This window comes from Bradyrhizobium erythrophlei (assembly GCF_042430365.1).
GTDB lineage: Bacteria > Pseudomonadota > Alphaproteobacteria > Rhizobiales > Xanthobacteraceae > Bradyrhizobium > Bradyrhizobium erythrophlei.
Window position 1 is genome coordinate 44,176 of record NZ_JBHMET010000142.1, and the last position, 23,537, is coordinate 67,712.

The window sequence follows — 23,537 nt, forward strand, 5'->3', positions numbered from 1 at the left end:
ATGGTACGTGAAATGGAACTGCGCGAGGGCGAGGTCGCCGTCGACATGCCGGCGGCGCGCGACGCCGGTCTCGTTTTCATCGGTCGCATCCGCACGCCCTGGACCTCGCGGCTGGCGACGCCACGGCAGGGACGGCATGACGGGCCGGTGTGCCGGCTCGAGATCTTCGAGCCCTGGGTCGCCGCGATCAAGGGTGTGGACTTCTACTCAAATCTCGAAGTGCTGTACTGGCTGCACCAGTCGCGCCGCGACATCGTGCTGCAAAGCCCGAAGAACAACGGCAACACCCGCGGCACCTTCTCGCTGCGCTCGCCGGTGCGGCCCAATCCGATCGGGACCGCGATCGTGAAGCTGGTCGGCGTCGAGGGCAACGTGATCCTGGTGCGCGGCCTCGACTGCCTCGACGAGACGCCGCTGCTCGACGTCAAGCCCGACCGCTGCGAGTTCACCCCGCTCGCCGCGCCCCAGCCGGGGGATTTCGAGACGGAGTGAGACTGAGAGTAGCCCGGATGGAGCGAAGCGAAATCCGGGGCCGGTCTCGCATGCGGCACAAGTCCCGGATTACGCTTCGCTCCATCCGGGCTACGAGGTGATGCGCCTACCGCAGCGCCGCCATCAGCTTTGCCGCATTCTCCTCCAGCACTCTGCCGTCTTCCTTGCGGCTGGCCGGCGGCAGCAGCATGACTCCGTCGAAGCGCGGCATCACGTGCATGTGGAGGTGGAACACGACCTGTCCGCCGGCGTGCTCGTTGAACTGCTGCACGGTGATGCCGTCGGCTTCAAAAGCCTTCATCGCAGCGGCAGCGATCTTGTGGGCGCCGCGCGCGACATGGGCGTAATCGTCGGGCTTGATGTCGAGGATGTTGCGGGCAGGGGCCTTTGGAATCACCAGCGTGTGGCCGGGCGAGCGCGGCATGATGTCGAGGAAGGCGAAGACGTGCTCGTCCTCATAGACCTTGTGGCAAGGCAGCTCGCCGCGCAGGATCTTTGCGAAGATGTTGTTCTTGTCGTAGGCGGCGGGCATGACGTCGGCTCCCTCAGTTCTGTAACTCTCATTCCTCGCTCGCGTCCGAGAGGTCAAGCCTCGTCGGCGCTCTTGCGGAACGGACCGGCGTCAGTGAGCTCGCGGCCGACCTCGGCGACATAGGCGCGTTCGCGCTTGAGGTAGTCGTCGATCGCGCGGCGCAGCGCCGGATCGGCGATGAAGTGCGCCGAATAGGTGGTCTGCGGCAGGTAGCCGCGCGCGAGCTTGTGCTCGCCCTGCGCGCCGGCCTCGACCACCTTGAGCCCGCGCTGGATCGCGAAATCGATCGCCTGGTAGTAGCACACCTCGAAATGCAGGAACGGGTGATGCTCGATCGCGCCCCAATTGCGGCCGAACAGCGTGTCCGAGCCGATGAAGTTGATCGCGCCGGCGATCCAGCGCCCGTTGCGCTTGGCCATGACCAGCAACACGTCGCGGCTCATGCTCTCGCCGATCAGCGAGAAGAATTTTCGCGTCAGATACGGCCGGCCCCATTTGCGCGAGCCGGTCTCCATGTAAAACTCGAAGAACGCGTCCCAGGCGTCCTCGGTGATATCGGCGCCGGTCAGCCAATGGATGGTGACCCCGTCTGAGACGGCCTCGCGGCGCTCGCGCTTGATCGCCTTGCGGTGGCGCGAGTTCAGGGTGGAGAGGAAGTCGTCGAAGGTTGTGTAGCCCTCATTGCGCCAGTGGAACTGCTGGTCGGTCCGTTGCAGGAAGCCATGTTCGCCGAGGAATTTTGCTTCGTCTTCGCGGGCGAACGTCACATGCACCGAGGAGGCCTCGGTCGCGTTGCAGAGCGCCCGCAGGCCGCTCGCCAGCGCCGAGCCGATCCGGTCGCGGTCGACGCCGCCGCGGATCAGGAGGCGCGGCCCGGTCGCGGGCGTGAAGGGGACCGAGACCTGCAGCTTCGGATAGTAGCTGCCGCCGGCGCGGTGATAGGCCTCGGCCCAGCCGCGGTCGAACACGTATTCGCCCTGCGAGTGCGATTTCAGATAGCAGGGCACGACCCCGACGATCTGCGTCTCGACCTTCGCCACCAAGTGTCGTGCGCCCCAGCCGGTCCGCGCGCAGGCAGAATTGGAGGTTTCGGCCGCAGCGAAAAAGGCGTGAGAAACGAATGGGTTATAGTCCGATCTTGATATCGTCTGACAATCGCCTGCCAGTGTGTCGAGGTTGTCCAGGCTGCCGGGATTGACCTGCGGGTTGGCGCACGCATCCCATTCAGCGGCGGGAATGTCGCTGATGGAAGGAACAGCTTCGAGCGTGATTTCGGAAGACGCCATCGAGAATTGAAACCAGTCCCACCTTGCGATCAGCCATCGCGCGTGGCGACCAACCCAAGATCGTGCATCGCAGCGACGACTTCAAGGCTGCAAGGGGCATGTCAGGTTCCCGGAACAAACCCCTCGAAAATCATCTGGTCGGCGTAGCGCGCCGCGCGCTCGCGCTGTTCCGCGGTGCGCACGGTCCAGGTCAGAAGCGGGCAGCCGAACACGTTGCGGGCGATCCAGGGCGCCGGCGCCGGCAACTGGTTGACCCAATAGGCGACGAAATGCGGCTCGGTGCGGAAGCCGTGGCGCAAATACAGCATGCTGTCGCGCTGCGCCTGCGTCAGCTTGGTCCAATGGCCGTCGTCATAGGTGCGCTGGGCGACGATGCCGCGCGGCAGCTTGGGCATGACCTCGCGCAGCGCCAACACCTGGTCGGGGTCGAAGGACATGCCGACAACGGGGCCGGAATAGGAGGCGAGCACCTCCGCCATCCGCCGCACCAGCTTGCGGTCGCCGTCGAAATGGCTCTTCACCTCGACGACCAGCGGCACGCGGCCGGCGACCAGCGTGCAGAGATCGCCGAGCGTCATCATCTGCTCCGGCGTGTCCTTGAATTTCACCGCTTTCAGCTCGGCCGCGGTCTTGGTGAGCAGCGTGCCCGAGCCCTCGGTGAGCCGGCCGAGCGCATCGTCGTGATGCACCATGGCCTCGCCGTCGGCGGTGAGCTGGATATCGCACTCGATCGCGAAATTGCCCGCGATCGCAGCGTAGGCGGCACCCGGCATGTTCTCGATCACGCCGCGTGCGGCGTCGTGCAGGCCGCGGTGGGCGACCGGCCGCTTGGTCAGCCAATCAGGGGCGCGCATCGCTTGGATCAGGAAACTTCGAACACGCCTTCGACTTCCACCGCCGCATCCGCGGGCAGCGAAGCGACGCCGACGGTGGTGCGGGCGTGGCGGCCCTTGTCGCCGAAGGCTGCGACCATCAGGTCGGAGGCGCCGTTCAGGACCTTGGGCCCATCGAGGAAGTCGGGCGTCGAATTGATGAAGCCGCCGAGCCGGACCACGCGCACCACCTTGTCGAGATCGCCGAGCGCGGCCTTGATCTGCGCCAGCAGATTGATCGCGCAGCCGCGCGCGGCCGCGGTGCCTTGCTCGATGGTGACGCCGGCGCCGAGCTTGCCCTTGGCGATCAGCTTGCCTTCGGCGTTGAAGCAGATCTGGCCGGACACGAACAAGAGGTTACCGGTACGGACGAAGCCGACATAGTTCGCGACCGGGGAGGCGGGTTCGGGCAGCGTGATGCCCTGTGCTGCCAGCTTCTGTTCGACCGTACCCGCCATGTTCGTGTCCCCGTTGGATTTACGTCAGGCCTGAAACGCGCTCAGGCCAGGCTTTGTTTCGCGCATCGTGTCGCCGGTTGCAAGCGAGGGCGTCGGCGCGGCGATTCCGGCTAGGGCGCGCGGAAAACGGCCGAAAAGAGCGGCATTCCCGCACGCGTCCGTTACCTTTTTGTGAAACTTGCCCCAGTTGCGGCGCAATAGAGCGGTCACTATTGTGCCGAATCGTCCCCCTGGATCGACCCCTGGCTGAGGAAGAAATATGGTCCTGCCGTACCGGATTCCGTCGCGTGCCCTGGTGTTGATTGCCGTTGCCGCAGGATCCGGATTGGCCAGCGCCCCCGCCTTCGCGGCCGCTGGCGGGCCGTTTCTCGCGCACCAGGCGCTCTACGAGCTCAGCCTTGTCAAGTCGCGCGGCGGCAACTCGATCAGCAATGCACGCGGGCGCATCCTCTACAATTTCACCGGCAATGCCTGCGAAGGCTATACGTCCGAATTCCGCCAGGTGTCGGAGCTCGACAGCGGCGAGGGCAAGGTCACGCTCTCCGACCTCCGCTCGTCGTCCTGGGAGGATGCCGCCGGCAAGAGCTACCGGTTCAAGATCGACACCCGGATGAACGACAGCGACGCCGCGCCGGTCGATGGCCTCGCCGAGCGGGTCGGCGATCACATCACCGTCAAGCTGAAGGAGCCGGTGAAGAAGACCTTCGAGCTCGACGGCAAGGTCGTGTTTCCGACCGAGCAGATCCAGCACATCATCGCAGCCGCCCGCGAGGGCAAATCGGTGCTCGAGCTGACGGTCTATGACGGCTCGGACAATGGCGAGAAGGTCTACAACACGCTGTCGGTGATCGGTCAGCCGATCCCGGGCGACCGCACGCCGACTTTACCCGACCCGTCGACGTCGAGCGACGTGATGAAGGCGATGACGCGCTGGCCGGTGACGGTCAGCTATTACGACCGCGACGCCAAGGCCAAGGACGGCGAGCAGACCCCGGTCTATGCGATGTCGTTCGAACTCTACGAAAACGGCGTCTCCCGCGCGCTGGTGCTCGATTACAACGATTTTGTGATCTCGGGCGCGATGGGCAAGTTCGACGTCAAGGATTCCAAGCCCTGCAAGTGAGGGTGACGCCACTCTGTCCCCGTCATTGCGAGGAGCTCGCGACAAAATTGCAAAGCAATTTTGCGCAGAAGCGACGAAGCAATCCATCGCCCCGCATGCGCTGAAGCATGGATTGCTTCGCGGAGCCTGTCATCGGGCGCGCATTCGCGCGACCCGTTGGCTCGCAATGACGGAACCCTTGGTTCGAACGTCGGACCCGGCTACGCTTCCCGCCCATACTGCATGTCAGGGAGGCACCAAGATGAGCAAGCTCCAACAACTTCGCCCAAGCGGCCTGCACCATAATCCGGCTTATTCCCATGTCGTCGTCGCCCAGGGCGCGCGCACGATCTACATCGCCGGACAGGTGTCCACCGACGAGGAGGGCCGGGTGGTCGGCGTCGGCGATCTCGCCGCGCAGACGACGCAGGTGATGCAGAATATCGGCCTGGCGCTGAAGGCGGCAGGTGCGAGCTACCGCGATATCGTGAAGATCACCACCTACGTTGTCGGCTACAAGCCGGAGCTGCGTCCCATCGTCGGCAAGGCACGCTCGGCCTTCTTCGAGGGCGTGGAGCCGCCGGCGAGCACGCTGGTCGGCGTCACTGCACTCGCGGCTCCGGAATGGCTGATCGAGATCGAGGCGGTGGCCGTGGTCGATTGACGTCTGTTCGGCTGTCAAGCCCGGCCATGACGATCAAGGCTGTTCTGGCTTCTCCGGCCCCTCATAGGCAATGCCCCGGATCACCGCGGCATTGCCGAACTTCTTTCGCAGATTGTCCATCGCGCGCTCGGCGTGGGCCGAGCGGCGGTCGAGCATGTCGGAATCATTGGCCTGTGCGCCCGGTCGCAATGCGCTGACGCCGGTCCCCATCAGGCGGAAGGCGGTGCCGTCGATCTCCTTCACCAGCATTTCGCGCGATACCGCGAATATCTTGGCCGCAAGCTGGGTCGGCGTCTGGATCGACTGCGAGCGGGTGCGCTGGCGGAAGTCCGCGGTCTTCAGCTTCAACGTGATGGTGCAGCCCGAGAGTTCGCTGGTCTTCAGCCGCGCCGAGACCTTTTCCGACAGCTTCCAGAGCAGCTTTTCCAGAGTTGCGAAATCGCGGATGTCGGTTTCGAATGTGGTCTCGCTCGAGATCGTCTTGGCGCCGCGATCAGCCACCACGCGGCGATCGTCGATACCGCGCGCCAGCCGCCACAGCCGTCGACCTTCGCCGCCGAACTGCTTCATCAATTCGTTTTCGTCGGCGCGCTGCAAGTCGGCGATGGTGCGGAAGCCTCGCTGCACGAGCTTCTCCTGGGTCGCAGGGCCGACACCGTAGATGAAGCCGACCGGCTTGTCGGCGAGCATCGCGCGGGCTTCGTCCTGGTCGAGCGCGGCAAATCCCCGCGGCTTGTCGAGGTCGGAGGCGATTTTGGCGAGGAACTTGTTGCAGGACAGCCCGACCGACACTGTGATGCCGATGTTGCGCTCGACGTCCTGCGCGAATTTCGCCAGCACCTTGGCCGGGATCATGCCGTGCACGCGCTGGGTGCCCGCAAGATCGAGGAAGGCCTCGTCGATCGACAGCGGCTCGACCAGCGGCGTCAGCGCCTGCATGGCGTGGCGCACCTCGCGCCCGACCCGGACATATTTCGCCATGTCGGGGCCGATCACGGTCGCGTGCGGACAGAGTTCCAGCGCCTTGAACATCGGCATCGCCGAGCGGACGCCATAGGTGCGGGCGATGTAGCAGGCCGCCGACACGACGCCGCGCTTGCCGCCGCCGATGATCACTGGCCGGTCGGCGATATCGGGGTTGTCGCGCTTCTCGACGGTTGCGTAGAACGCGTCGCAGTCGATATGCGCCAGCGAAAGCGCGGGCAGGGTGCGGTGACGCACCAGCCGCGGCGAGCCGCAATGGCTGCAGCGCTTCGCGTTGATGTTGAGATCGCCGAGACAGTCCCGGCAGAAACCGAGGGGGCCGTCGAAACCTGGCGCTGCCGTCGTCACGGCACGTCGCGCTCCCATTTCCGGTCGCCCAACACCTGATGGGCGGCGGCGATGTTGGTCGGATGCAGCTCGGAGGCGGCGGCGAATGCGTTCACCGTGGCGTCGTCGCGCATCACGAAATCGAGCACGCTCGCGAGAAATTGAGGGTCGGATGCGGCGGTGCGCAAGGTCTCCGGCCCGATTCCCGTCTCGGCCAGGAAAAGGCCAAGTCGTTCAGGGTCGCCGGCAATGAACCTCAGCGCCTGAATCGCAACGATTTCAGCGACTTCCCGGGGGTTGTGAACAGGCTTTTTCAACGCGCCGGTTTGCCTTTCCGTTAACTTATGGTCTCTATTGAGAACCCATCATGCCCGAGTCTTCCAAGCGTGTTCAAGCAACGGAAACCACACTGGGGAAGTTGGCGTTCGGGTTTAACGGGTTAGAGCGATTCTGGCGCTAGTTTGAATTCACATTTTGACGCGCCCCGAGCGCGGTGCCTGATGCACCGCAAGTCGGGCCGTTTCCTGGATTTGGGAGGGACGGGATGGCCAAAACCGTCCTGATCGTGGAGGACAACGAGCTCAACATGAAGCTCTTTCGCGATCTCTTGGAAGCGCATGGCTATCAGACCTCTGGAACCAGCAACGGTTTCGAGGCGCTCGATCTCGTCCGCAAGCTGCGTCCCGATCTCGTCCTGATGGACATCCAATTGCCCCAGGTGTCCGGCCTCGAAGTCACGCGCTGGATCAAGGACGATCCCGATTTGCGCGCGATCCCGGTGGTCGCGGTCACGGCCTTCGCCATGAAGGGCGATGAAGAGCGCATCCGCGAGGGCGGGTGTGAAGCATATTTGTCCAAGCCGATCTCGGTCGGCAAATTCATTGAGACTGTCCGACGCTTTATCGGATAGGGGAGTAGTGTTTCGATGTCCGCGCGTATTCTCGTCGTCGATGACGTCCCGGCGAACGTCAAGCTTTTGGAAGCCCGCCTGTCGGCCGAATATTTCGACGTGCTGACCGCTTCCAACGGTACCGAGGCGCTGGAGATTTGCGCGCGCGCCGAATGCGACATCATCCTGCTCGATGTGATGATGCCCGATATGGACGGCTTCGAGGTCTGCCGCCGCCTGAAGTCCAATCCGGCCACCCATTTCATCCCCGTCGTGATCGTCACGGCACTCGACAGCCCGTCCGACCGCGTGCGCGGTCTCGAGGCCGGTGCCGATGATTTCCTGACCAAGCCGGTGTCCGACGTCGTGCTGATTGCGCGGGTGCGCTCGCTGACGCGGCTGAAGATGATGACCGACGAACTGCGCATGCGCGCCATCACCTCGCTCGAGATCGGCATGCAGGCGCCCGAGCGCAGTGCGATCGCCGACAAGGGCATAGGCGGCCGCATCCTCTTGGTCGACGACCGGCCGTCATCCTACGAGAAGCTGGCGCCGATCCTCTCGGCCGAGCACACGGTCGACGTCGAGACCAATCCGTCGGAAGCGCTGTTCCACGCCGCCGAGGGCAATTACGACCTCCTGATCGTCTCGCTCAGCCTCGACAATTACGACGGCTTAAGGCTGTGCAGCCAGGCGCGCTCGCTGGAGCGGACGCGGCAGGTGCCGATCCTTGCGATCTCCGATGCCGACAACAACACGCGGCTGATGCGCGGGCTCGAGATCGGGGTCAACGACTATCTGCTGCGGCCCGTCGACAAGAACGAATTGCTGGCGCGCGCCCGCACCCAGATCCGCCGCCGCCGCTACACCGACCACCTGCGCGACAACGTGCAGAACTCGATCGAAATGGCGATCACGGACGCGCTGACCGGGCTAAATAACCGCCGCTACATGGAAAGCCATCTGGCGACGCTTGCCGAGCAGGCTTCGGTGCGCGGCAAGCCGCTGGCGCTGATGATCCTCGATATCGACTACTTCAAATCGATCAACGACACCTATGGCCACGACGCCGGCGACGACGTGCTCCGCGAATTCGCCGTCCGCATCCGCAAGTCGATCCGTGGCATCGATCTCGCCTGCCGCTACGGCGGCGAGGAGTTCGTGATCGTGATGCCGGAAACCGATCTCCGCGTCGCCGGCATGGTCGCCGAGCGGCTGCGCCGTTCGATCGCGGGCGAGACCTTCACCATCAACAAGGGCGCCAAGCGGATCGAGGTCACGATCTCGATCGGGCTCACCACGCTGGAGCGCAAGGGCGAGCCGGTCACCGACGTGCTCAAACGCGCCGATACCGCGCTCTACCGCGCCAAGCACGACGGCCGCAACCGGGTGGTTTCGGCCGCGGCGTAATCGAATCGCGTAGCCCGGATGGAGCGAAGCGCAATCCGGGAAGCCCATGCAAGCGGCCCGATGCCCCGGATTGCGCTTCGCTCCATCCGGGCTACAAAACCTTCCTACCGCCCGCGCTTCACCGCGTCATAGGCCATCCGCTTGAACTCGAACGAGAACGGATGGACGAACGCCATCTGGCGCTGCGCCATCATCACGCCGGCGACGTTGGCCTTCGGCGAAATCCACCATTGCGTGCCGGCGACGCCGCCCCAATAAAACTCGCCGGCGGCGTCGGGATGATCGATCGGCGAAGGGTTGAGGATCAGGCCGCCGGCCAGTCCGTGCGCCTTGCCGGGCTGCTCGCCCATCATGGCGAAGCGGATCCATTGTCCGTCGGGCAACTGGTTGGTCATCATCAACGCAATCGTCTCCGGCTTGAGCAGCGTCGGTCCGCCGGGCAGCAGGCTCCGGATCAGCGCGACCATATCGGGCAGCGTCGAAACCAGGCCACCGCCGCCATTGAGCCTGGCGATCGGGCGCAGATAGGCGCCGGGGAAGGGTGCATTGTCGGTGCGGGTGAGGCCCGGCTTCATCGGCTCCATCAGGTCGGCGCCGGCGTAATAGGCGACGAGCCGGCCGTGATCCTTTTCCGGAACGACAAAGCCGGTATCGACCATGCCGAGCGGATCGAGGATGCGCGCCTGGATGAACTTGTCGAATGTCTGGCCGCTGATGACTTCCACCAGCCGCGCGACCACGTCGATGGCGAGAGAATACTCCCACGACGTGCCCGGGTGATAGATCAGTGGCAGGTCGGCCAAAACATCCACCATGTCAGCCAAGGTCGTATTGGGATTGTGAACCCCGCGCTCGTTGAGGGCGTTGAAGATGACGGTGCCGGGGTCAAAGAACCCGTAGCTCAGACCGGAGCAGTGGCTCAGCAATTGACGGATGGTGATCGAGCTTCTCGCTGGCTCGGTTTGATCGATCGACGTCGCGCCCTTCAGCAGGACCTTGCGGTTGCGGAGCTGCGGGATGAATTTCTCGATGGGATCGTCGAGCTGAAAACGGCCTTCCTCGAACAGCAACAGCGCCGCGCAGGAGGTGATCAGCTTGGTGTTGGAGAAGACGCGGAAGATGTGATCGGTCCGCAGCGGAATCTGCGCTTCCTTGTCGGCCCACCCGACGCAGCTGACATCGACGAGCTCGCGGCCGACCATGACCGCAGACGAGATGCCCGACAGGAGATCGTTGTCGATATAACGCTGCATGGCCGCGCGCGCCGGCGCGAAGTCATAGCCGCTGGCCGTCACCTTCAGATCTTCCATGGTCGCTCCGTCGTTGCGTTGCGCGCCGTGTTGCGGTCGGAAATCTCGCCTGGCGGAATATCCCGTTGGGGACGTCGCCGCGCCGTCAACGCTAACAACCAAAGGTGAGATCGGGACGCAACCGGATTCAGCGGCCACGCTTCCTGGCCGGGTCCCGTGGCTTGTCCGCGCCGCCGCTTTCGCCGACTTTCACGCCGGCATTCGCAAGCAGCACGCGCGCGGCTTCTCGGGCAGCGCGCGCCATTGCGGGGTCGTTGCGGACCAGATCCTGCGCAATCGAACCGTCGACCAAGAGCGCAAGCTGCGTTGCAAGCCCGTCCGCGTCGGCGACGTTCAGCCGCTCCAACAGGTCGCGAAACCAGACGCGACGGCTTTCCTTGAAGCGGATCGCGATCTTGCGGACCGACGGGTCTTCGGGCGCGAGCTCGGCCACCGCATTCACGAACGGGCAGCCGCGGAAATCTTTGCTCGCGAAGCGCCGCTCCAGCGAATCGAAGGTGGCGAGGATCTGCTCGGCGGGCGGCTTGTCGGACGGGCGCGGCAGCACGAAGCGGCGTTCGAGATAGGCCGCGATCAGCGCGTCCTTCGACGGGTAATGATTGTAGAGTGTGCGTTTGCTGATGCCGATCTCGGCCGCGATGGTGTCGACGCCGACAGCGCGAATACCCTGCAGATAGAACAGCATGTCGGCGGTCTCGAGGATCCGCTCTTTCATGGTCTGTTTGGGAGGCGGGGATGCCATGCGCCGGCCGTGATCCTCTTCGCTTGACAGCTTGCCCCATGTATAGACTAACTACACAGGTCTGTGTAACTAAAACATACGGGAATCGCAGGCCGCGGCGCGCGTGCCGCGCCCAATCGGGAGAACAAGAACAATGCCCCTGTTGCAGGTCCTGCGTCCCACCCTTCCCATTCTGATCGGTGCCTCCGTCATGCTCACGCTGAGCATGGGGCTGCGGCAGAGCCTCGGCATCTTCATGCAGCCGCTGACGCACGACATCCACATCTCGGTGTCGGACTTCACGCTGGCGCTCGCCGTGCAGAACCTCGCTTGGGGCTTTCTGCAGCCGCTCGCCGGCGCGATGACGGTGCGCTATGGCTTCCGCCCGATCATGGTGGTCGGCGCGCTGCTCTATATCGCTGGCCTTGCGCTGATGACGACCGCGAACGGGCTCGTCAGCATCATGATCGGCGGCGGCGTGCTGATCGGCACGTCGCTGGCCTGCACCGCGAACTCGATCGCGATGTCCGTTTCAGCGCGTGCGGTGCCGGAGACGGTGCGCTCGACGGTGCTCGGCATCGTCTCCGCCGCGGGCTCGCTTGGCGCGCTGATGTCGGCGCCGCTTGGACAGATCCTCAACGAGGGATTCGGCTGGCGCTTCGGCCTCGCCGGGTTCGTCGTGCTGTCGGTGCTGATGATCCCCGCCGCGTTGTACGCCGGCGGCGTCGACAGGATTCCGCTGCCGAAGCCTGCGGCCGACGATATCGACAATGCCACCGCAGTGGAGGTGACGAAGACCGCGTTCGGTAATGCGTCCTTCGTCGTGATGACCTGCGCTTACATGGTCTGCGGGATGCAGCTCGTGTTCCTCACCACGCATTTGCCGTCCTATCTCGCGATCTGTGGCCTCGATCCGATGCTGAGCGCGCAGACGCTCGGCATGATCGGCGGCTTCAATGTGCTGGGCTCGCTGTTCTTCGGCTGGGCCGGCCAGCGCTGGAACAAGCTCGCGGTGCTCGGCGCGATCTACATCCTGCGTTCGCTGGCGCTCGCCTGGTACTTCATGCTGCCGGCGACACCTGCGTCGACGCTGCTGTTTGGCGCGATCATGGGCTTCCTCTGGATGGGCGTCGGGCCTCTGGTCGCCGGTGCGGTGGCTGAGATGTTCGGCCTGCGCTGGCAGGCGATGGTCCAGGGCCTCGCTTTCATGAGCCACCAGGTCGGCAGCTTCCTCGGCGCCTATGGCGGAGGGGTGCTCTATGACGCGCTCGGCTCCTACACCATGGCCTGGCGCATCGGCGTCGCGCTGGGCCTTGCCGGCGGCATCCTGCAGTTGGCCTTCGCGCTGATCCGGCCGTCGCAGCCACCGGTCTTGAGGACCGCATAGCGTCCGATCCAAACCGCTCGGATTTGAACGGAGCCGCTGCCAAATGAAATGGCAGTGGCCGATGACTGCCTATTTATTGATCTGCGAGCTGCCGAAAGAGCAGGCAAAACATCGCCGGGTCGCTTGAGCCCGGGTTTGAAAGCGAAGGCTGTTCAATAGGTTATGTCAACGTTCCGGGTGGCACGAATCTTGATTTCATCTGACTAAGAAATGGCTGCGGAAACCAAGACCGGGTTTCCGACCTGGCGACCACTGGGAAGGGCTGGCCACGATGAGGCTAGTCGCCGCGAATCTCAGGCCATCCGAGCCCGACGACCTTGCTGTGCCGCCGAGCAAGCGGCGTCCTGCGCTTTCGTCAGCGCACATGCTGCCGCCTCCGATCTGGCAGCCATCCCCAATACGACGCTTCGGACATCAGGGACCTCGGCCGGCAGGCCGCGTCTTTACGTTCGCCCGTCGAGCGAGAAGCGTTGCCTGAGGGGCGCGCCACGCTGCTCCGACCACTGACATCTTTTTCGACAGGAGGAAGATGATGAAATCAGGAACACACACGCGCCAAAGGCTCGTGGAATTTGCGATCGCTGTGTTGGGAATTGCGTTCCTCTGTCTTGTCTTCAGCGACATTGCGCTGGCGGAGGACGCCGCGCCGCCGGCTTGCAGCGGCAAGGTTCTCGAGCGGTGCACGCCAAACCCGGGCGACACCGCCTGGATGCTGACATCCGTGGCGCTGGTCTTGATGATGACGATTCCCGGCCTTGGCCTGTTCTACGGCGGCATGGTGCGCAAGAAGAACGTCGGCGACACCGTGATGACCAGCTTTGCCGTGACATGCCTGGTCACGATCCTGTTTGCCGTCCTGACCTACAGCCTCGCATTCCGCGCTGGCACTCCCTTTGTCGGGGGTCTGGATCGCATGTTTCTCAGGGACATCCTGAGCGACATCGGCAAGGGCGGGATCGGCAATCCGAATCCTCTCGCCCCCACCATTCCGGAGGCCGTCTACATCTGCTTCCAGATGACCTTCGCCATCATTACGCCGGCGCTTATTGCCGGGGCATTTGCCGAGCGGATGAAGTTCTCGGCGATGCTTTGGTTCATCGGCCTGTGGGCGATCTTCGTCTACGCGCCGGTCGCGCACTGGGTTTGGGGGCCGGATGGGGTGTTCTCGTCGGGTAACGACGCTGCGTGGGTGAAAGTGCTCGATTTCGCCGGCGGCACCGTCGTGCACATCAATGCCGGCGTCGCGGGCCTGATGTGCGCGATCATGCTCGGCCGGCGCACCGAGACCGGACCGGCGCACAACATGGTGCTCACCTTCATCGGCGCCTCGCTGCTTTGGGTCGGTTGGTTCGGCTTCAACGCCGGCTCGGCGGTCTCAGCGGGGATGCAGGCGGGCATGGCGATGCTGGTGACCCAGATCGCAACGGCCGTCGCCGGTTTCACCTGGATGCTGGTCGAATGGGCGCTCAAGGGCAAGCCGACGGTCGTCGGCATCTGCTCGGGCGCGGTTGCGGGCCTCGTCGCCATCACGCCAGCTTCCGGGTTCGTGGGACCGGTCGGCGCCTTTGCCATTGGAGTTGGCGCAGGTGTCTTCTGCTACTGGGGATGCACCGGACTCAAGCGCATGTTCAGCTATGACGACGCACTTGACTGCTTCGGCGTGCACGCGATCGGCGGCATGGTCGGCGCGCTGCTGACCGGGGTGTTCGCGGTCGAGCAATACGGCGGAACGGCGGGTGCGTTGGAGGGCAACATCGGCCAGTTCTTCAATCAGTGCATCGGCGTCGTCACCGTGTTTGTCTACGATGCCGTCGTCAGCCTGATCATTCTGGTCGTGGTCAATCTCTTCGTCGGCCTCCGTGTGACGCGGGATGTCGAGCGCGAGGGGCTCGATCTCGCGCTGCACGGCGAAGTGGTGCAGTAGTGCAATAGGAGGGATCGGAGTAGTATCCCGCGAGGCTGGCGCGCGCCGCCGGTCATGCGGGGGCAGGGCCGTTGGTTACGAGGTGATCACATGAACTGGTTCTATTGGAACACAGCGTGGTCGCTGTTTTTCAGCCTCATTTGGTTCATGACCATCACGCACAATCCTGATGCCGAGATCGCGGACGGGCATCTGCGTGACGACGCGTTCGGCGGACGCTAGCTGCGGTAGTAGCGCCACATCCTGAGGATCGTTCGATGGATTTCATCGGGCGGCCGGTCGAACGGTTCCAGGTTGATGCGCACCACGCCGCGGTGGTCCATGCGCCAGGGCAGGCGCATCGCCAGTCGATAGGCCGGCCGCTTGCGCCAGTCGGCGACAAGCGCGCTGCCGAGCGGCGCGTTGAGCGCAATCTGCAGCTCATGGACGGTCATGGCGCGCTCGGCGATCTCGACGAGGTCGATCTGCGCGATGGCGCGCCAGCGGATCAGCCCGAAGGCTTGGATGAAGACGCCATACTGGTTGGCGCCGATCGTCGGGCGTCCGGTCTCCAGCAGGGGAATGTTGTAGTAGGTGAAAGCGGCCGCGGTTACCGCCAACGCCAGCCAATAAAGGGCTCCCGTGATCCACGTGGCCGTCAGGAAGATCGCGGCCAGGGCGGCGGTGATGTAGACGGGGAAGTAGATGTCCTCGCGCCCGTAAACCACCGAGTAGCCGCCGACGTTTCCCTCGTCCAAGCTTGCGACCATGTGAGCCCCACGCCCGGGCTTGTCCGGGAAGCAAAAGGGGTGATGCTCAGCCACAAAGCAAAAACGGGGCCGCGAGGGCCCCGTTTGAAGATCAGCACCAGGCGATCTTACTTGATCTTGGCTTCCTTGAACTCGACGTGCTTGCGCGCAACCGGATCGTACTTCTTCTTGACCAGCTTGTCGGTCATGGTGCGCGAGTTCTTCTTGGCGACGTAGTAGTAGCCGGTGTCGGCCGACGACACGAGCTTGACCTTGATGGTGACCGCCTTGGCCATATGCAAAACCTCGAAAATGCAGGGGTATCAGAAGCCGGCCAAATCGGCCCGCGGTTGGCCGGGAAACTAGCCAGAAACCGCCCAAAGTCAAGGTTTCCCGGGCCGAAAGTGGTTCGATTCTTGCCAATTAACCCTCAAAGAACCGGTTTTTCGGCCGCGGGAGGCCGAGATTCTCGCGCAGCGTCTTGCCTTCGTATTCCGTCCTGAAGATGCCGCGCTTCTGCAGCTCCGGAACCACCTTGTCGACGAAGTCGAACAGCCCCTCGGGCAGATAGGGGAACATGATGTTGAAGCCGTCGCTGCCGTAGCCGGTCAGCCATTCCTCCATCTGGTCGGCGATGGTTTTGGGCGTGCCGACAAAGGCGAGCCCGCCATAGCCGCCGACGCGCTGGGCGAGCTGGCGCACTGTGAGCTTGTCGCGCGCCGCGACGTCCACGATGCGCTGCCGTCCGCTCCTGCTGGCATTGGTCTCCGGGATATCAGGCAATTGCCCGTCGGGATCGAAGCCGGAGGCATCGGTGCCGAGGATCACCGAGAGCGAGGCGATCGCGCTGTCGTAATGTACGCGGCTGTCGAGCAAGGCGCGCTTCTCCTTGGCCTCCTCGACGCTGTCGCCGACCACGACGAAGGCGCCGGGCAGGATCTTCAGGTGCTCGCGGTCGCGGCCGAGCTTGTCCATGCGGCCTTTGATATCGGCATAGAGCTTCTGCCCGTCGGCAAGGCTGCCGCCACCGGTGAACACGGCCTCGGCGGTCTCCGCAGCGAGCTGCCTGCCGTCGTCGGACGCGCCGGCCTGCACGATCACCGGCCAGCCCTGGACTGGGCGGGCGATGTTGAGCGGACCGCGCACCGAGAGATATTTGCCCTTGTGGTTGAGCGTATGCATCTTCGAAGGATCGAAGAACAGTCCGGACTCGACGTCGCGCACGAAGGCGTCGTCGGCGAAGGAATCCCACAAACCGGTGACGACGTCATAGAACTCGCGGGCGCGCCTGTAGCGCTCGGCGTGCTCCATGTGGTCGTCGAGCCCGAAATTCAGCGCGGCGTCGGGATTGGACGTGGTGACGATGTTCCAGCCGGCGCGGCCGCCCGAGATGTGATCGAGCGAAGCGAAGCGGCGAGCGACGTGATAGGGCTCGTCGAAGGTGGTCGAGCCGGTTGCGATCAGGCCGATATTGTCGGTGACGGCTGACAGCGCCGACAACAGCGTGAACGGCTCGAACGAGGTCACGGTGTGGCTGCGCTTCAGCGCATCGATCGGCATGTTGAGCACGGCCAGATGGTCGGCCATGAAGAAGGCGTCGAACTTGCCGGCCTCGAGCTTCCGGATCAGCTGCTTGATCTGGTCGAAGTTGAAATTGGCGTCGGGCCAGGCCCCGGGATAGCGCCATGCGCCGGTGTGAATGCTGATCGGCCGCATGAACGCGCCGAGCTTGAGTTGACGCTTCGCCATTTGCCCCGTTCCGTCGTGGTTGTCGTTGGCGGAACAGATAGGGAGGGGATCAGGGCAGCGCCATCAATTCCGCTTGAGAAGAATTTTGCAATTTACGCGGCGCCAGGAGGACGTTTCGTGCGGCGTCTGTACCGTCATTGCGAGGAGCGGGAGCGACGAAGCAATCCATGGTTCGGCAAGCGGTGAAATGGATTGCTTCGCTTCGCTCGCAATGACGGGATAGGGGCGGGCCTACGCCCCCAACACATCCTTCTGCATCTTGCCGCCGTAGAAATGAAAGAACGGCACCGGCGCGTCGTGACGGAGCGGGCCAGTGGCAAGCCTGCGGTCGAGCTCGGCGAGCACGTTCTTGGTCATGGCGTGCGCGTCGGCAAGCGGCTCGGAGCCGATCTCGACCCACACCAGCTCGACCAGTTCGGCGTCGGCATGCACCACGCCCTCGACACGATGTGCGATGGTCGAGGCATCGGCGGTGAAGAAGCGCGTATCGAAACGGCGAACGCGGCCGGGCGGGGTGATCGCGCGCGCGATCAGGAACAGGCCGGACGGATCGGGCAACAGGCCTGCATCGGCAAATGGCTTCCAGGGGCCGTCGAGATTTGCTGACTTCTCGACCTTGCGGCCGAGGCAGAGGCCGGTCTCCTCGCACGCCTCGCGGATCGCGGCGTTGGCGAGCGCGCGTGCGCGGCCGGCCGTGATCTTCGGGCTGCCTTTGAGCAGATTGGCTTCGAGCTCGGCTGTGATCGGCGCGGCGACGGGCACGCGGTTGTCGGCCTTGTCGACGCGGCCGCCGGGGAAGACGTATTTGCCCGGCATGAACACCACCTTGTCGTGGCGCCTACCGACCAGAACTTTCGGCTTTGCAGCGGAGCGATCGATCAGGATCAGCGTCGCCGCATCCTTCGGCCGAAAGTACGGATGGTGGTCGGCTTCTTTTCCTTCTTGCACGGTAGCGGCGGCAGCAGCAGTGGCTTGAGTCATCTCATCCCTTTCGGTTCTTCTTGCCGTCCGGTGTAGCTAGACCGGGGGGATGTCGCTAGGGGCATTTTCGTCAAAGCCATGCATGCGCAGCGCCCATTGAAATCCGACCACGGCACCTTTCACGGGTTGAATCAGCGCGAGCGCCAGGAACAGGGTGAGGGGAAGGTAGATCGACAGTTGCAGCCACACCGGCGGCGAATAATCGGTTTCGATCCACAACACCGTCGGTACCACGATATGGCCGACGATGACGATCACGAGATAGGCGGGCAGGTCATCGGCGCGATGCGGGGTGAAATCGAGGCCGCAGACCGCGCAATGGTCATCGACCTTGAGGAACGCGCGGAACAGCTTGCCTTCACCGCAGCGCGGGCAGCGGCAGCGGAATCCGCGCTTCATCGCGGTCCAGACGTTGCGCTTCTCGGGTTGCGTACTGTCGCGGGTCCAGACGACCGTCTCCGGGGTCACCGTTTCCATGACTTGCCTCGCTTCGATTTGCCGGGCTTCGGCTTGTCCGGCTTGCGCGCCTTTTTCTTACTGCGCGCCTTCCGCTCCTGATGCCCGTTGGTCCGGCGTTCCGCCGTTGCGCCATCGCGTCCGCGCCTTCCGCCACGCGGAATGGCCTGACCTTCCGATAGTAGCTCAAACCGCAGCGCGCCCGCCACCGGCGCGGCCTCGACCAGACGAACATCGACGACGTCGCCGAGCCGGTACATGGTTCCGCTGCGCGATCCGATCAGCGCATGGCGGGTTTCGTCATAGTTGAAATATTCGCTGCCGATCGTGCGGATCGGAACCAGACCGTCGGCGCCGGTCTCGTCGAGCTTCACGAACAGCCCGGCGCGCGTCACGCCCGAGATGCGACCCTGGAACGTGGCGCCGATACGGTCGGCGAGGAAATGTGCGATCAGGCGATCGGCCGTCTCGCGCTCCGCCTTCATCGCGCGGCGTTCAGTGACGGAAATCTGCGCCGCGATCTCGGCCAGCGTCTCCAGCGTTTCGTCCGTGGGCAATGCGCCTTCGCCCAGTCCCAGCGCGCGGATCAGCGCGCGATGCACGATCAGATCGGCGAAGCGGCGGATCGGCGAGGTGAAGTGCGCATATCGCCTGAGGTTCAAGCCGAAATGGCCGTAATTCTCGGCGGAGTATTCCGCCTGCGCCTGCGAACGCAGCACAACCTCGTTGACCAGCGGCTCGTAGTCCTCGCCAGCAACCTGCGCCAGCACGCGGTTGAACTGCGAGGGCCGCAGCGCACCTGACTTGGTGAAAGGCAGGTCGAGCGTCTTCAGGAATTCCTGGAGGTTGTGCACTTTTTCCTGCGTCGGCTCATCATGCACGCGATAGATCAGCGGCAGGTTCTTCTTCTCCAGCGTCTCGGCCGCTGCAACATTGGCCAGGATCATGAACTCCTCGATCAGCCGGTGCGCATCCAGACGCTGCGGCACGACCACGCGGTCGACAGTGCCATCGGGCTTCAAGAGGATCTTGCGTTCGGGCAGATCGAGATCGAGCGGGTCGCGCTCGTTGCGCGCGAGCTTGACGAGGCCATAGGCCGCCCACAGCGGTTTCAGGATCGGATCGAGCAGGGGGCCGGTGGTGTCGTCGACCTTGCCGTCGATCGCGGCCTGCGCCTGCGCGTAGTTGAGCTTCGCCGCCGAGCGCATCAACACACGGTGGAAGCTGTGCGAGCGCTTGCGGCCGTCGGCGCCGATCACCATGCGCACCGCAAGCGCGCCGCGCGGCTCGCCCGGCACCAGCGAGCACAGATTGTTGGAGATACGCTCGGGCAGCATCGGCACGACGCGGTCCGGGAAATAGACCGAGTTGCCGCGCTGGAGTGCGTCGCGGTCGAGCGCCGAGTCCGGCCGCACATAGAAGGCGACGTCGGCGATCGCGACATGGATGACGTAGCCGCCCCTGTTGTGAGGATCGGGGTCGACCTCCGCGTGCACGGCGTCATCGTGATCCTTGGCGTCGGGCGGATCGATGGTGACGAGCGGCACCTCGCGCCAGTCCTCGCGGCCCTGGAGCGTTGCCGGCTTTGCTTCCTCGGACTCGCGGATCGCCGAAGGCGTGAAGACTTGCGGGATGTCGTGGGCGTTGATCGCGATCAGGCTGATCGCTTTCTCGCTCGCAATCGATCCAAGGCGTTCCTTCACGCGGCCGGAGGCGAGCCCATAGCCGCGGCTGCGGATCAGGTCGACGGCGATGAGGTCGCCATCCTCGGCGCCGCCGGTATCAGCCTTGGCGATGTTGAGCTCGCGGCCGACCTGCTTCTTGTCGACCGGGATCAGCCGTCCACCGCCATCGGGCAGGGTGCGGAAAATGCCGAGGATGCGGGTGCGCGCGTGATCGATCACCTTGATGACGCGGCCGAGATAGGGCGTGCCGTCGCCCTCGTCCGTCACCTCGACACGCACGAGCGCGCGGTCACCGACGCCGGCGGTGGTGCCGGGCTTCGGCCGACGCGGCGTCTCGATCCGGATCTTCGGTGCGGTGCCGTTCTCTTCGGTGTCCCACTCGGCGGGCGTGGCGAGCAGTTCGCCGTCGACGTCGCGGCCGGTGATGTCGGCGAGCACAGTGGGCGGCAGCGCCGCCGGCTGGTGAATCTTGCGGCCGCGCTTTGCAATGGTGCCGTCGTCGGCGAGCTCGCGCAGGATCCGCTTCAGCTCGGCGCGGTCGGCGTTCTTCAGGCCGAACTCGCGGGCGATCTCGCGGGTGCCGACCTTGCCTGGATTGGCGCGGATGAAGGCGACGATGGCGTCCCGGGCCGGAAAGCCATGGTCATGTTTGCGTTTCACTTATCCTCGTGCCTTGCCGGCGCTCTTCTTCGCCGGCGCCTTCGATCCCGCCGCAGGCTTTGCTGCCGACGTCGTGGCGCCTGACGAGACCGGTGCGCGCGCCTTGCTGGCCGCGTCCGATTTCGGTTTCGCCGCGGCCTTCTTGGTCGCGGCTTTCTTCGCGGGCTTCGCCGCGGCGTCGCCCTCGGCCTTGCCGGCCTTGGCGGGCTTCGCTGCCTTCGCCTTCTTTGCTTTCTTGCCACCACCCTTGGCGGCGCGCTCGTCGATCAGCACGATCGCCTCAGGGAGCGTGATCTGGTCGGGCGTGCGGTCGCTTGGGATCGTGGCGTTGATGCCGCCGGCGGTGACGTAGGCGCCGTAGCGGCCGTTCTTGAGCGCAACCGCGCCGAGGCTTGGGTGATCGCCGAGCGGCTTGCCGGGATCGGCGCCGAAGCGGCGGCCACTCGGACCCTTGGCGATCTTCTCCGCGATCAGCGTGACGGCGCGGTTCAGCCCGATGTCGAACACCTCGTCGCCGGCCTCGAGGCTGGCATAGGTTTTCTCATGCTTCACGAACGGCCCGAAGCGGCCGATGCCGGCGGTGATCGGCTCGCCGGTCTCCGGATGTTTGCCGATCTCGCGCGGCAGCGACAACAGCTTCAGCGCAAGCTCGAGGTCGACATCGCCGGGCGAGGTGCCCTTCGGGATGCCGGCGCGTTTCGGCTTCTCGCCCTCGGCGTAATCCTTCTGCTCACCGAGCTGGATGTAGGGGCCGAAGCGGCCGGCCTTCACCGCGACGTCGAGGTCGGTCTCGGGATCCTTGCCGAGGATGCGGTCGGCGCTCTCCGCGCTGTCGGCGGCGAGCGGACGGGTGTAGCGGCACTCCGGGTAGTTCGAGCAGCCGACGAAGGCGCCGAACTTGCCGGCCTTCAAATTGAGGCGTCCGGTGCCGCAGGTCGGGCACTGCCTGACATCGCCGCCATCGGCGCGCGGCGGATAGATGTGCGGGCCGAGCATCTCGTCGAGGGCATCGAGCACCTCGGCGACCCTGAGGTCCTTGATGTCGTTGACCGCGCCGGCGAAGCCGCGCCAGAAATCCTTCAGCACCTGCTGCCAGGAGATCTCGTTGTTGGAGATGCGGTCGAGCTGCTCCTCGAGGTCGGCGGTGAAGTCGTATTCGACGTAGCGCGAGAAGAAGTTTTCGAGGAACGCGACCACGACGCGGCCCTTGTCCTCGCCGTGCAGCCGCTTCTTCTCGAGCTTGACGTAGCCGCGGTCCTTCAGGACCTGCAGGATCGAGGCATAGGTCGACGGGCGGCCGATGCCGAGCTCTTCCATGCGCTTGACCAGCGAGGCCTCCGAGAAGCGTGGCGGCGGCTCGGTGAAATGCTGGGTGACGGCGAGGCTCTGGCGCTTCACGGCCTCGCCTTCGCTCATCGCGGGCAGGCGGCGCGAATCCTCGTCCTCCTCGTCGTCGTGACCTTCCTGGTAGAGCGCGAGGAAGCCGTCGAACTTCACGACCTGGCCCGAGGCGCGCAATTCCAGCACACGGGCGCCGGCTTTTGCCTCGATGTCGACGGTGGTGCGCTCAAGCTCCGCCGATTCCATCTGGCTTGCGATGGTGCGCTTCCAGATCAGTTCATAGAGCCGGGCCTGATCGGCGTCGAGCCTTCGGCCAATGGTGGCAGGACGGCGAGAGAGATCGGTCGGGCGGATCGCCTCGTGGGCTTCCTGGGCGTTCTTGGCCTTGGTCTGGTACTGGCGTGGGGCGTCGGGGACGTAGGCGTTTCCGTAATCCTCGCCGATCACCTTGCGCGCCTGGGTGATCGCTTCACCGGCGATCTGGACGCCGTCGGTTCGCATATAGGTGATGAGGCCGGTGGTCTCGCCGCCGATGTCGATGCCTTCGTAGAGACGTTGCGCGATGCGCATGGTGTGTGCCGGCGCGAAGCCGAGCTTGCGGCTTGCTTCCTGCTGCAGGGTCGAGGTGGTGAAGGGCGCCTGCGGGTTGCGCCGCGCGGGCTTGGCCTCGACGGTCGCGATCTTGAAGAGCGCGGCCTCGATTGCCTTCCTGAAATCCTCGGCTTCCGCACCGGAGCCGATGTCGAGCCGCTGGATCTTCTTGCCGTCGGCTCCGACCAGGCGCGCCTCGAAAGCCTCGCCGCGCGGGGTCAGCAAGGTTGCGACCAGCGACCAATATTCTCTGGGGATGAACTTCTCGATCTCGAGCTCGCGGTCGCAGACCAGCCGCAGCGCGACCGACTGCACGCGGCCGGCCGAACGCGCGCCGGGCAGCTTGCGCCACAGCACGGGCGAGAGGGTGAAGCCGACCAGATAGTCGAGCGCCCGGCGCGCCATATAGGCGTCGACGAGGGCGCCATCGATCTGGCGCGGCGCCTTCATGGCCTCGGAGACGGCCTGCTTGGTGATGGCGTTGAACACGACGCGCTCGACCTTCTGGTCCTTCAGCGCGCGCTTCTCCTTCATCACCTCGAGCACGTGCCAGGAGATCGCCTCGCCCTCGCGATCGGGGTCGGTCGCCAGAATCAGGCGGTCGGCACCCTTGAGCGCCTTGGCGATGTCGTTGAGGCGCGTGGCGGCCTTGGGATCGACCTCCCAGATCATCTGGAAATTGGCGTCGGGATCGACCGATCCGTTCTTGGCCGGGAGGTCGCGGACATGGCCGAACGACGCCAGGACCTCGTAGGAGGCACCCAGATATTTGTTGATCGTCTTGGCCTTGGCCGGCGACTCCACAATGACGATATTCATGTCATTCCAATAGCTTACGGGAAAACCTGAAGGCGGGTTCCGCTAGACTCGCGGCCCGCCGTTTGGGGGCGAACATGGGTGCTGAGGCGGCCCCTGTCAAATCGCCAGATATTGAAAACGGGCTGGGCGGATGGGGATACCTATCTCCAGAGTTGTGGAATGCGTCCTA

The 23,537-nt window shown here is 64.6% G+C and carries 23 protein-coding genes; 8 read left to right on the forward strand and 15 right to left on the reverse strand.

From position 1 onward, the window contains the following. A complete protein-coding gene (gene tsaA, locus ACFFWD_RS21360; RefSeq protein WP_376968459.1) occupies positions 1–492 on the forward strand; it encodes a tRNA (N6-threonylcarbamoyladenosine(37)-N6)-methyltransferase TrmO in 492 nt (163 codons plus the stop codon). Positions 493–598: 106 nt separating this feature from the next. On the opposite strand, the gene ACFFWD_RS21365 is transcribed toward tsaA, so the two are convergent. The 4 genes from ACFFWD_RS21365 to ACFFWD_RS21380 all read right to left on the reverse strand — a co-directional run bounded on the left by ACFFWD_RS21365 (position 599) and on the right by ACFFWD_RS21380 (position 3,640). Continuing rightward, positions 599–1,024 carry an HIT family protein gene (locus tag ACFFWD_RS21365; RefSeq protein WP_376968460.1) on the reverse strand — a complete coding sequence of 142 codons (426 nt, stop codon included), beginning with the start codon at positions 1,022–1,024 and terminating at the stop codon, positions 599–601. A gap of 53 nt (positions 1,025–1,077) precedes the next feature. Further along, on the reverse strand, positions 1,078–2,310 hold the full coding sequence (locus tag ACFFWD_RS21370) for a GNAT family N-acetyltransferase (protein WP_376968461.1): 1,233 nt from the start codon (positions 2,308–2,310) through the stop codon (positions 1,078–1,080). A 101-nt stretch (positions 2,311–2,411) separates the two neighbouring features. Continuing rightward, positions 2,412–3,164, reverse strand: a complete 753-nt coding sequence (locus ACFFWD_RS21375; RefSeq protein WP_376968462.1) for a glycerophosphodiester phosphodiesterase — start codon at positions 3,162–3,164, stop codon at positions 2,412–2,414. An 8-nt stretch (positions 3,165–3,172) separates the two neighbouring features. Beyond that, positions 3,173–3,640, reverse strand: a complete 468-nt coding sequence (locus tag ACFFWD_RS21380; protein ID WP_376968463.1) for a RidA family protein — start codon at positions 3,638–3,640, stop codon at positions 3,173–3,175. 259 nt (positions 3,641–3,899) lie between these two features. Here ACFFWD_RS21380 and ACFFWD_RS21385 point away from each other — a divergent pair, with 259 nt between their 5' ends. Beyond that, entirely contained in the window at positions 3,900–4,763 is an 864-nt protein-coding gene (locus ACFFWD_RS21385) for a cell envelope integrity EipB family protein (RefSeq protein ID WP_376968464.1), read from the forward strand. A gap of 241 nt (positions 4,764–5,004) precedes the next feature. Next, positions 5,005–5,406: a RidA family protein gene (locus ACFFWD_RS21390; RefSeq protein ID WP_376968465.1), complete on the forward strand. Its 402-nt coding sequence runs from the start codon at positions 5,005–5,007 to the stop codon at positions 5,404–5,406. A 33-nt stretch (positions 5,407–5,439) separates the two neighbouring features. On the opposite strand, the gene ACFFWD_RS21395 is transcribed toward ACFFWD_RS21390, so the two are convergent. Together ACFFWD_RS21395 and ACFFWD_RS21400 are read right to left on the reverse strand one after the other, a co-directional pair. Then, complete coding sequence (locus ACFFWD_RS21395) at positions 5,440–6,756, reverse strand: DNA polymerase IV (protein WP_376968466.1); 1,317 nt, start codon at positions 6,754–6,756, stop codon at positions 5,440–5,442. Then, entirely contained in the window at positions 6,735–7,034 is a 300-nt protein-coding gene (locus tag ACFFWD_RS21400) for a DUF3572 domain-containing protein (protein WP_376968467.1), read from the reverse strand. Before ACFFWD_RS21400 ends, ACFFWD_RS21395 begins: the two co-directional genes overlap by 22 nt. A gap of 227 nt (positions 7,035–7,261) precedes the next feature. Between ACFFWD_RS21400 and ACFFWD_RS21405 the strand changes: the two genes are divergently transcribed. Further along, complete coding sequence (locus tag ACFFWD_RS21405) at positions 7,262–7,627, forward strand: response regulator (RefSeq protein ID WP_376968468.1); 366 nt, start codon at positions 7,262–7,264, stop codon at positions 7,625–7,627. Between the two features lie 15 nt (positions 7,628–7,642). Next, complete coding sequence (locus tag ACFFWD_RS21410; protein WP_376968469.1) at positions 7,643–9,016, forward strand: PleD family two-component system response regulator; 1,374 nt, start codon at positions 7,643–7,645, stop codon at positions 9,014–9,016. A 104-nt stretch (positions 9,017–9,120) separates the two neighbouring features. Here ACFFWD_RS21410 and ACFFWD_RS21415 read toward each other — a convergent pair whose 3' ends face one another. Continuing rightward, positions 9,121–10,326, reverse strand: coding sequence for a serine hydrolase domain-containing protein (locus ACFFWD_RS21415; protein ID WP_376968470.1), 1,206 nt, complete (start codon positions 10,324–10,326; stop codon positions 9,121–9,123). Positions 10,327–10,453: 127 nt separating this feature from the next. Continuing rightward, the gene (locus ACFFWD_RS21420; RefSeq protein ID WP_376968471.1) at positions 10,454–11,068 is read right to left on the reverse strand and encodes a TetR/AcrR family transcriptional regulator; all 615 of its coding nucleotides are present in this window, start codon (positions 11,066–11,068) and stop codon (positions 10,454–10,456) included. 133 nt (positions 11,069–11,201) lie between these two features. Here ACFFWD_RS21420 and ACFFWD_RS21425 point away from each other — a divergent pair, with 133 nt between their 5' ends. The 3 genes from ACFFWD_RS21425 (at position 11,202) to ACFFWD_RS21435 (ending at position 14,580) form a co-directional block, all read left to right on the forward strand. Further along, the gene (locus tag ACFFWD_RS21425; RefSeq protein WP_376968472.1) at positions 11,202–12,434 is read left to right on the forward strand and encodes an MFS transporter; all 1,233 of its coding nucleotides are present in this window, start codon (positions 11,202–11,204) and stop codon (positions 12,432–12,434) included. 529 nt (positions 12,435–12,963) lie between these two features. After that, positions 12,964–14,358: an ammonium transporter gene (locus ACFFWD_RS21430; RefSeq protein ID WP_376968473.1), complete on the forward strand. Its 1,395-nt coding sequence runs from the start codon at positions 12,964–12,966 to the stop codon at positions 14,356–14,358. A 90-nt stretch (positions 14,359–14,448) separates the two neighbouring features. After that, on the forward strand, positions 14,449–14,580 hold the full coding sequence (locus ACFFWD_RS21435) for a hypothetical protein (protein WP_376968474.1): 132 nt from the start codon (positions 14,449–14,451) through the stop codon (positions 14,578–14,580). Here the strand turns inward: ACFFWD_RS21435 and ACFFWD_RS21440 are convergent. From ACFFWD_RS21440 to topA, 7 genes are all read right to left on the reverse strand, one after another. After that, positions 14,577–15,107: a hypothetical protein gene (locus tag ACFFWD_RS21440; RefSeq protein ID WP_376968475.1), complete on the reverse strand. Its 531-nt coding sequence runs from the start codon at positions 15,105–15,107 to the stop codon at positions 14,577–14,579. The two genes, ACFFWD_RS21435 and ACFFWD_RS21440, sit on opposite strands and share 4 nt — an antisense overlap. A 107-nt stretch (positions 15,108–15,214) precedes the next feature. Beyond that, positions 15,215–15,382, reverse strand: a complete 168-nt coding sequence (gene rpmG / locus ACFFWD_RS21445; protein WP_376968476.1) for a 50S ribosomal protein L33 — start codon at positions 15,380–15,382, stop codon at positions 15,215–15,217. A gap of 127 nt (positions 15,383–15,509) precedes the next feature. Beyond that, on the reverse strand, positions 15,510–16,835 hold the full coding sequence (locus tag ACFFWD_RS21450; protein WP_376968477.1) for an LLM class flavin-dependent oxidoreductase: 1,326 nt from the start codon (positions 16,833–16,835) through the stop codon (positions 15,510–15,512). A 231-nt stretch (positions 16,836–17,066) separates the two neighbouring features. After that, positions 17,067–17,816: an NUDIX hydrolase gene (locus ACFFWD_RS21455; protein ID WP_376968478.1), complete on the reverse strand. Its 750-nt coding sequence runs from the start codon at positions 17,814–17,816 to the stop codon at positions 17,067–17,069. Between the two features lie 36 nt (positions 17,817–17,852). Next, positions 17,853–18,293 carry a DUF983 domain-containing protein gene (locus tag ACFFWD_RS21460; RefSeq protein WP_376968479.1) on the reverse strand — a complete coding sequence of 147 codons (441 nt, stop codon included), beginning with the start codon at positions 18,291–18,293 and terminating at the stop codon, positions 17,853–17,855. Then, positions 18,281–20,617, reverse strand: coding sequence for a ribonuclease R (gene rnr, locus ACFFWD_RS21465; protein ID WP_376968480.1), 2,337 nt, complete (start codon positions 20,615–20,617; stop codon positions 18,281–18,283). Before rnr ends, ACFFWD_RS21460 begins: the two co-directional genes overlap by 13 nt. After that, positions 20,618–23,368 (reverse strand): type I DNA topoisomerase, encoded by a 2,751-nt coding sequence (topA, locus tag ACFFWD_RS21470; RefSeq protein WP_376968481.1) that lies wholly within the window; start codon positions 23,366–23,368, stop codon positions 20,618–20,620. Between the last annotated feature and the right edge of the window lie 169 nt (positions 23,369–23,537).

Coding starts and splice junctions, on each gene's coding strand:
- ACFFWD_RS21385 (WP_376968464.1), top strand. CDS start 3,900: ATGGTCCTGCCGTACCGGATTCCGTCGCGTGCCCTGGTGTTGATTGCC.
- ACFFWD_RS21410 (WP_376968469.1), top strand. CDS start 7,643: ATGTCCGCGCGTATTCTCGTCGTCGATGACGTCCCGGCGAACGTCAAG.
- ACFFWD_RS21380 (WP_376968463.1), bottom strand. CDS start 3,640: ATGGCGGGTACGGTCGAACAGAAGCTGGCAGCACAGGGCATCACGCTG.
- ACFFWD_RS21415 (WP_376968470.1), bottom strand. CDS start 10,326: ATGGAAGATCTGAAGGTGACGGCCAGCGGCTATGACTTCGCGCCGGCG.
- topA (WP_376968481.1), bottom strand. CDS start 23,368: ATGAATATCGTCATTGTGGAGTCGCCGGCCAAGGCCAAGACGATCAAC.
- ACFFWD_RS21425 (WP_376968472.1), top strand. CDS start 11,202: ATGCCCCTGTTGCAGGTCCTGCGTCCCACCCTTCCCATTCTGATCGGT.
- rpmG (WP_376968476.1), bottom strand. CDS start 15,382: ATGGCCAAGGCGGTCACCATCAAGGTCAAGCTCGTGTCGTCGGCCGAC.
- ACFFWD_RS21455 (WP_376968478.1), bottom strand. CDS start 17,816: ATGACTCAAGCCACTGCTGCTGCCGCCGCTACCGTGCAAGAAGGAAAA.
- ACFFWD_RS21435 (WP_376968474.1), top strand. CDS start 14,449: ATGAACTGGTTCTATTGGAACACAGCGTGGTCGCTGTTTTTCAGCCTC.
- ACFFWD_RS21430 (WP_376968473.1), top strand. CDS start 12,964: ATGATGAAATCAGGAACACACACGCGCCAAAGGCTCGTGGAATTTGCG.
- tsaA (WP_376968459.1), top strand. CDS start 1: ATGGTACGTGAAATGGAACTGCGCGAGGGCGAGGTCGCCGTCGACATG.
- ACFFWD_RS21370 (WP_376968461.1), bottom strand. CDS start 2,310: ATGGCGTCTTCCGAAATCACGCTCGAAGCTGTTCCTTCCATCAGCGAC.
- ACFFWD_RS21365 (WP_376968460.1), bottom strand. CDS start 1,024: ATGCCCGCCGCCTACGACAAGAACAACATCTTCGCAAAGATCCTGCGC.
- ACFFWD_RS21395 (WP_376968466.1), bottom strand. CDS start 6,756: ATGGGAGCGCGACGTGCCGTGACGACGGCAGCGCCAGGTTTCGACGGC.
- ACFFWD_RS21375 (WP_376968462.1), bottom strand. CDS start 3,164: ATGCGCGCCCCTGATTGGCTGACCAAGCGGCCGGTCGCCCACCGCGGC.
- ACFFWD_RS21450 (WP_376968477.1), bottom strand. CDS start 16,835: ATGGCGAAGCGTCAACTCAAGCTCGGCGCGTTCATGCGGCCGATCAGC.
- ACFFWD_RS21390 (WP_376968465.1), top strand. CDS start 5,005: ATGAGCAAGCTCCAACAACTTCGCCCAAGCGGCCTGCACCATAATCCG.
- ACFFWD_RS21405 (WP_376968468.1), top strand. CDS start 7,262: ATGGCCAAAACCGTCCTGATCGTGGAGGACAACGAGCTCAACATGAAG.
- ACFFWD_RS21440 (WP_376968475.1), bottom strand. CDS start 15,107: ATGGTCGCAAGCTTGGACGAGGGAAACGTCGGCGGCTACTCGGTGGTT.
- ACFFWD_RS21420 (WP_376968471.1), bottom strand. CDS start 11,068: ATGGCATCCCCGCCTCCCAAACAGACCATGAAAGAGCGGATCCTCGAG.
- ACFFWD_RS21460 (WP_376968479.1), bottom strand. CDS start 18,293: ATGGAAACGGTGACCCCGGAGACGGTCGTCTGGACCCGCGACAGTACG.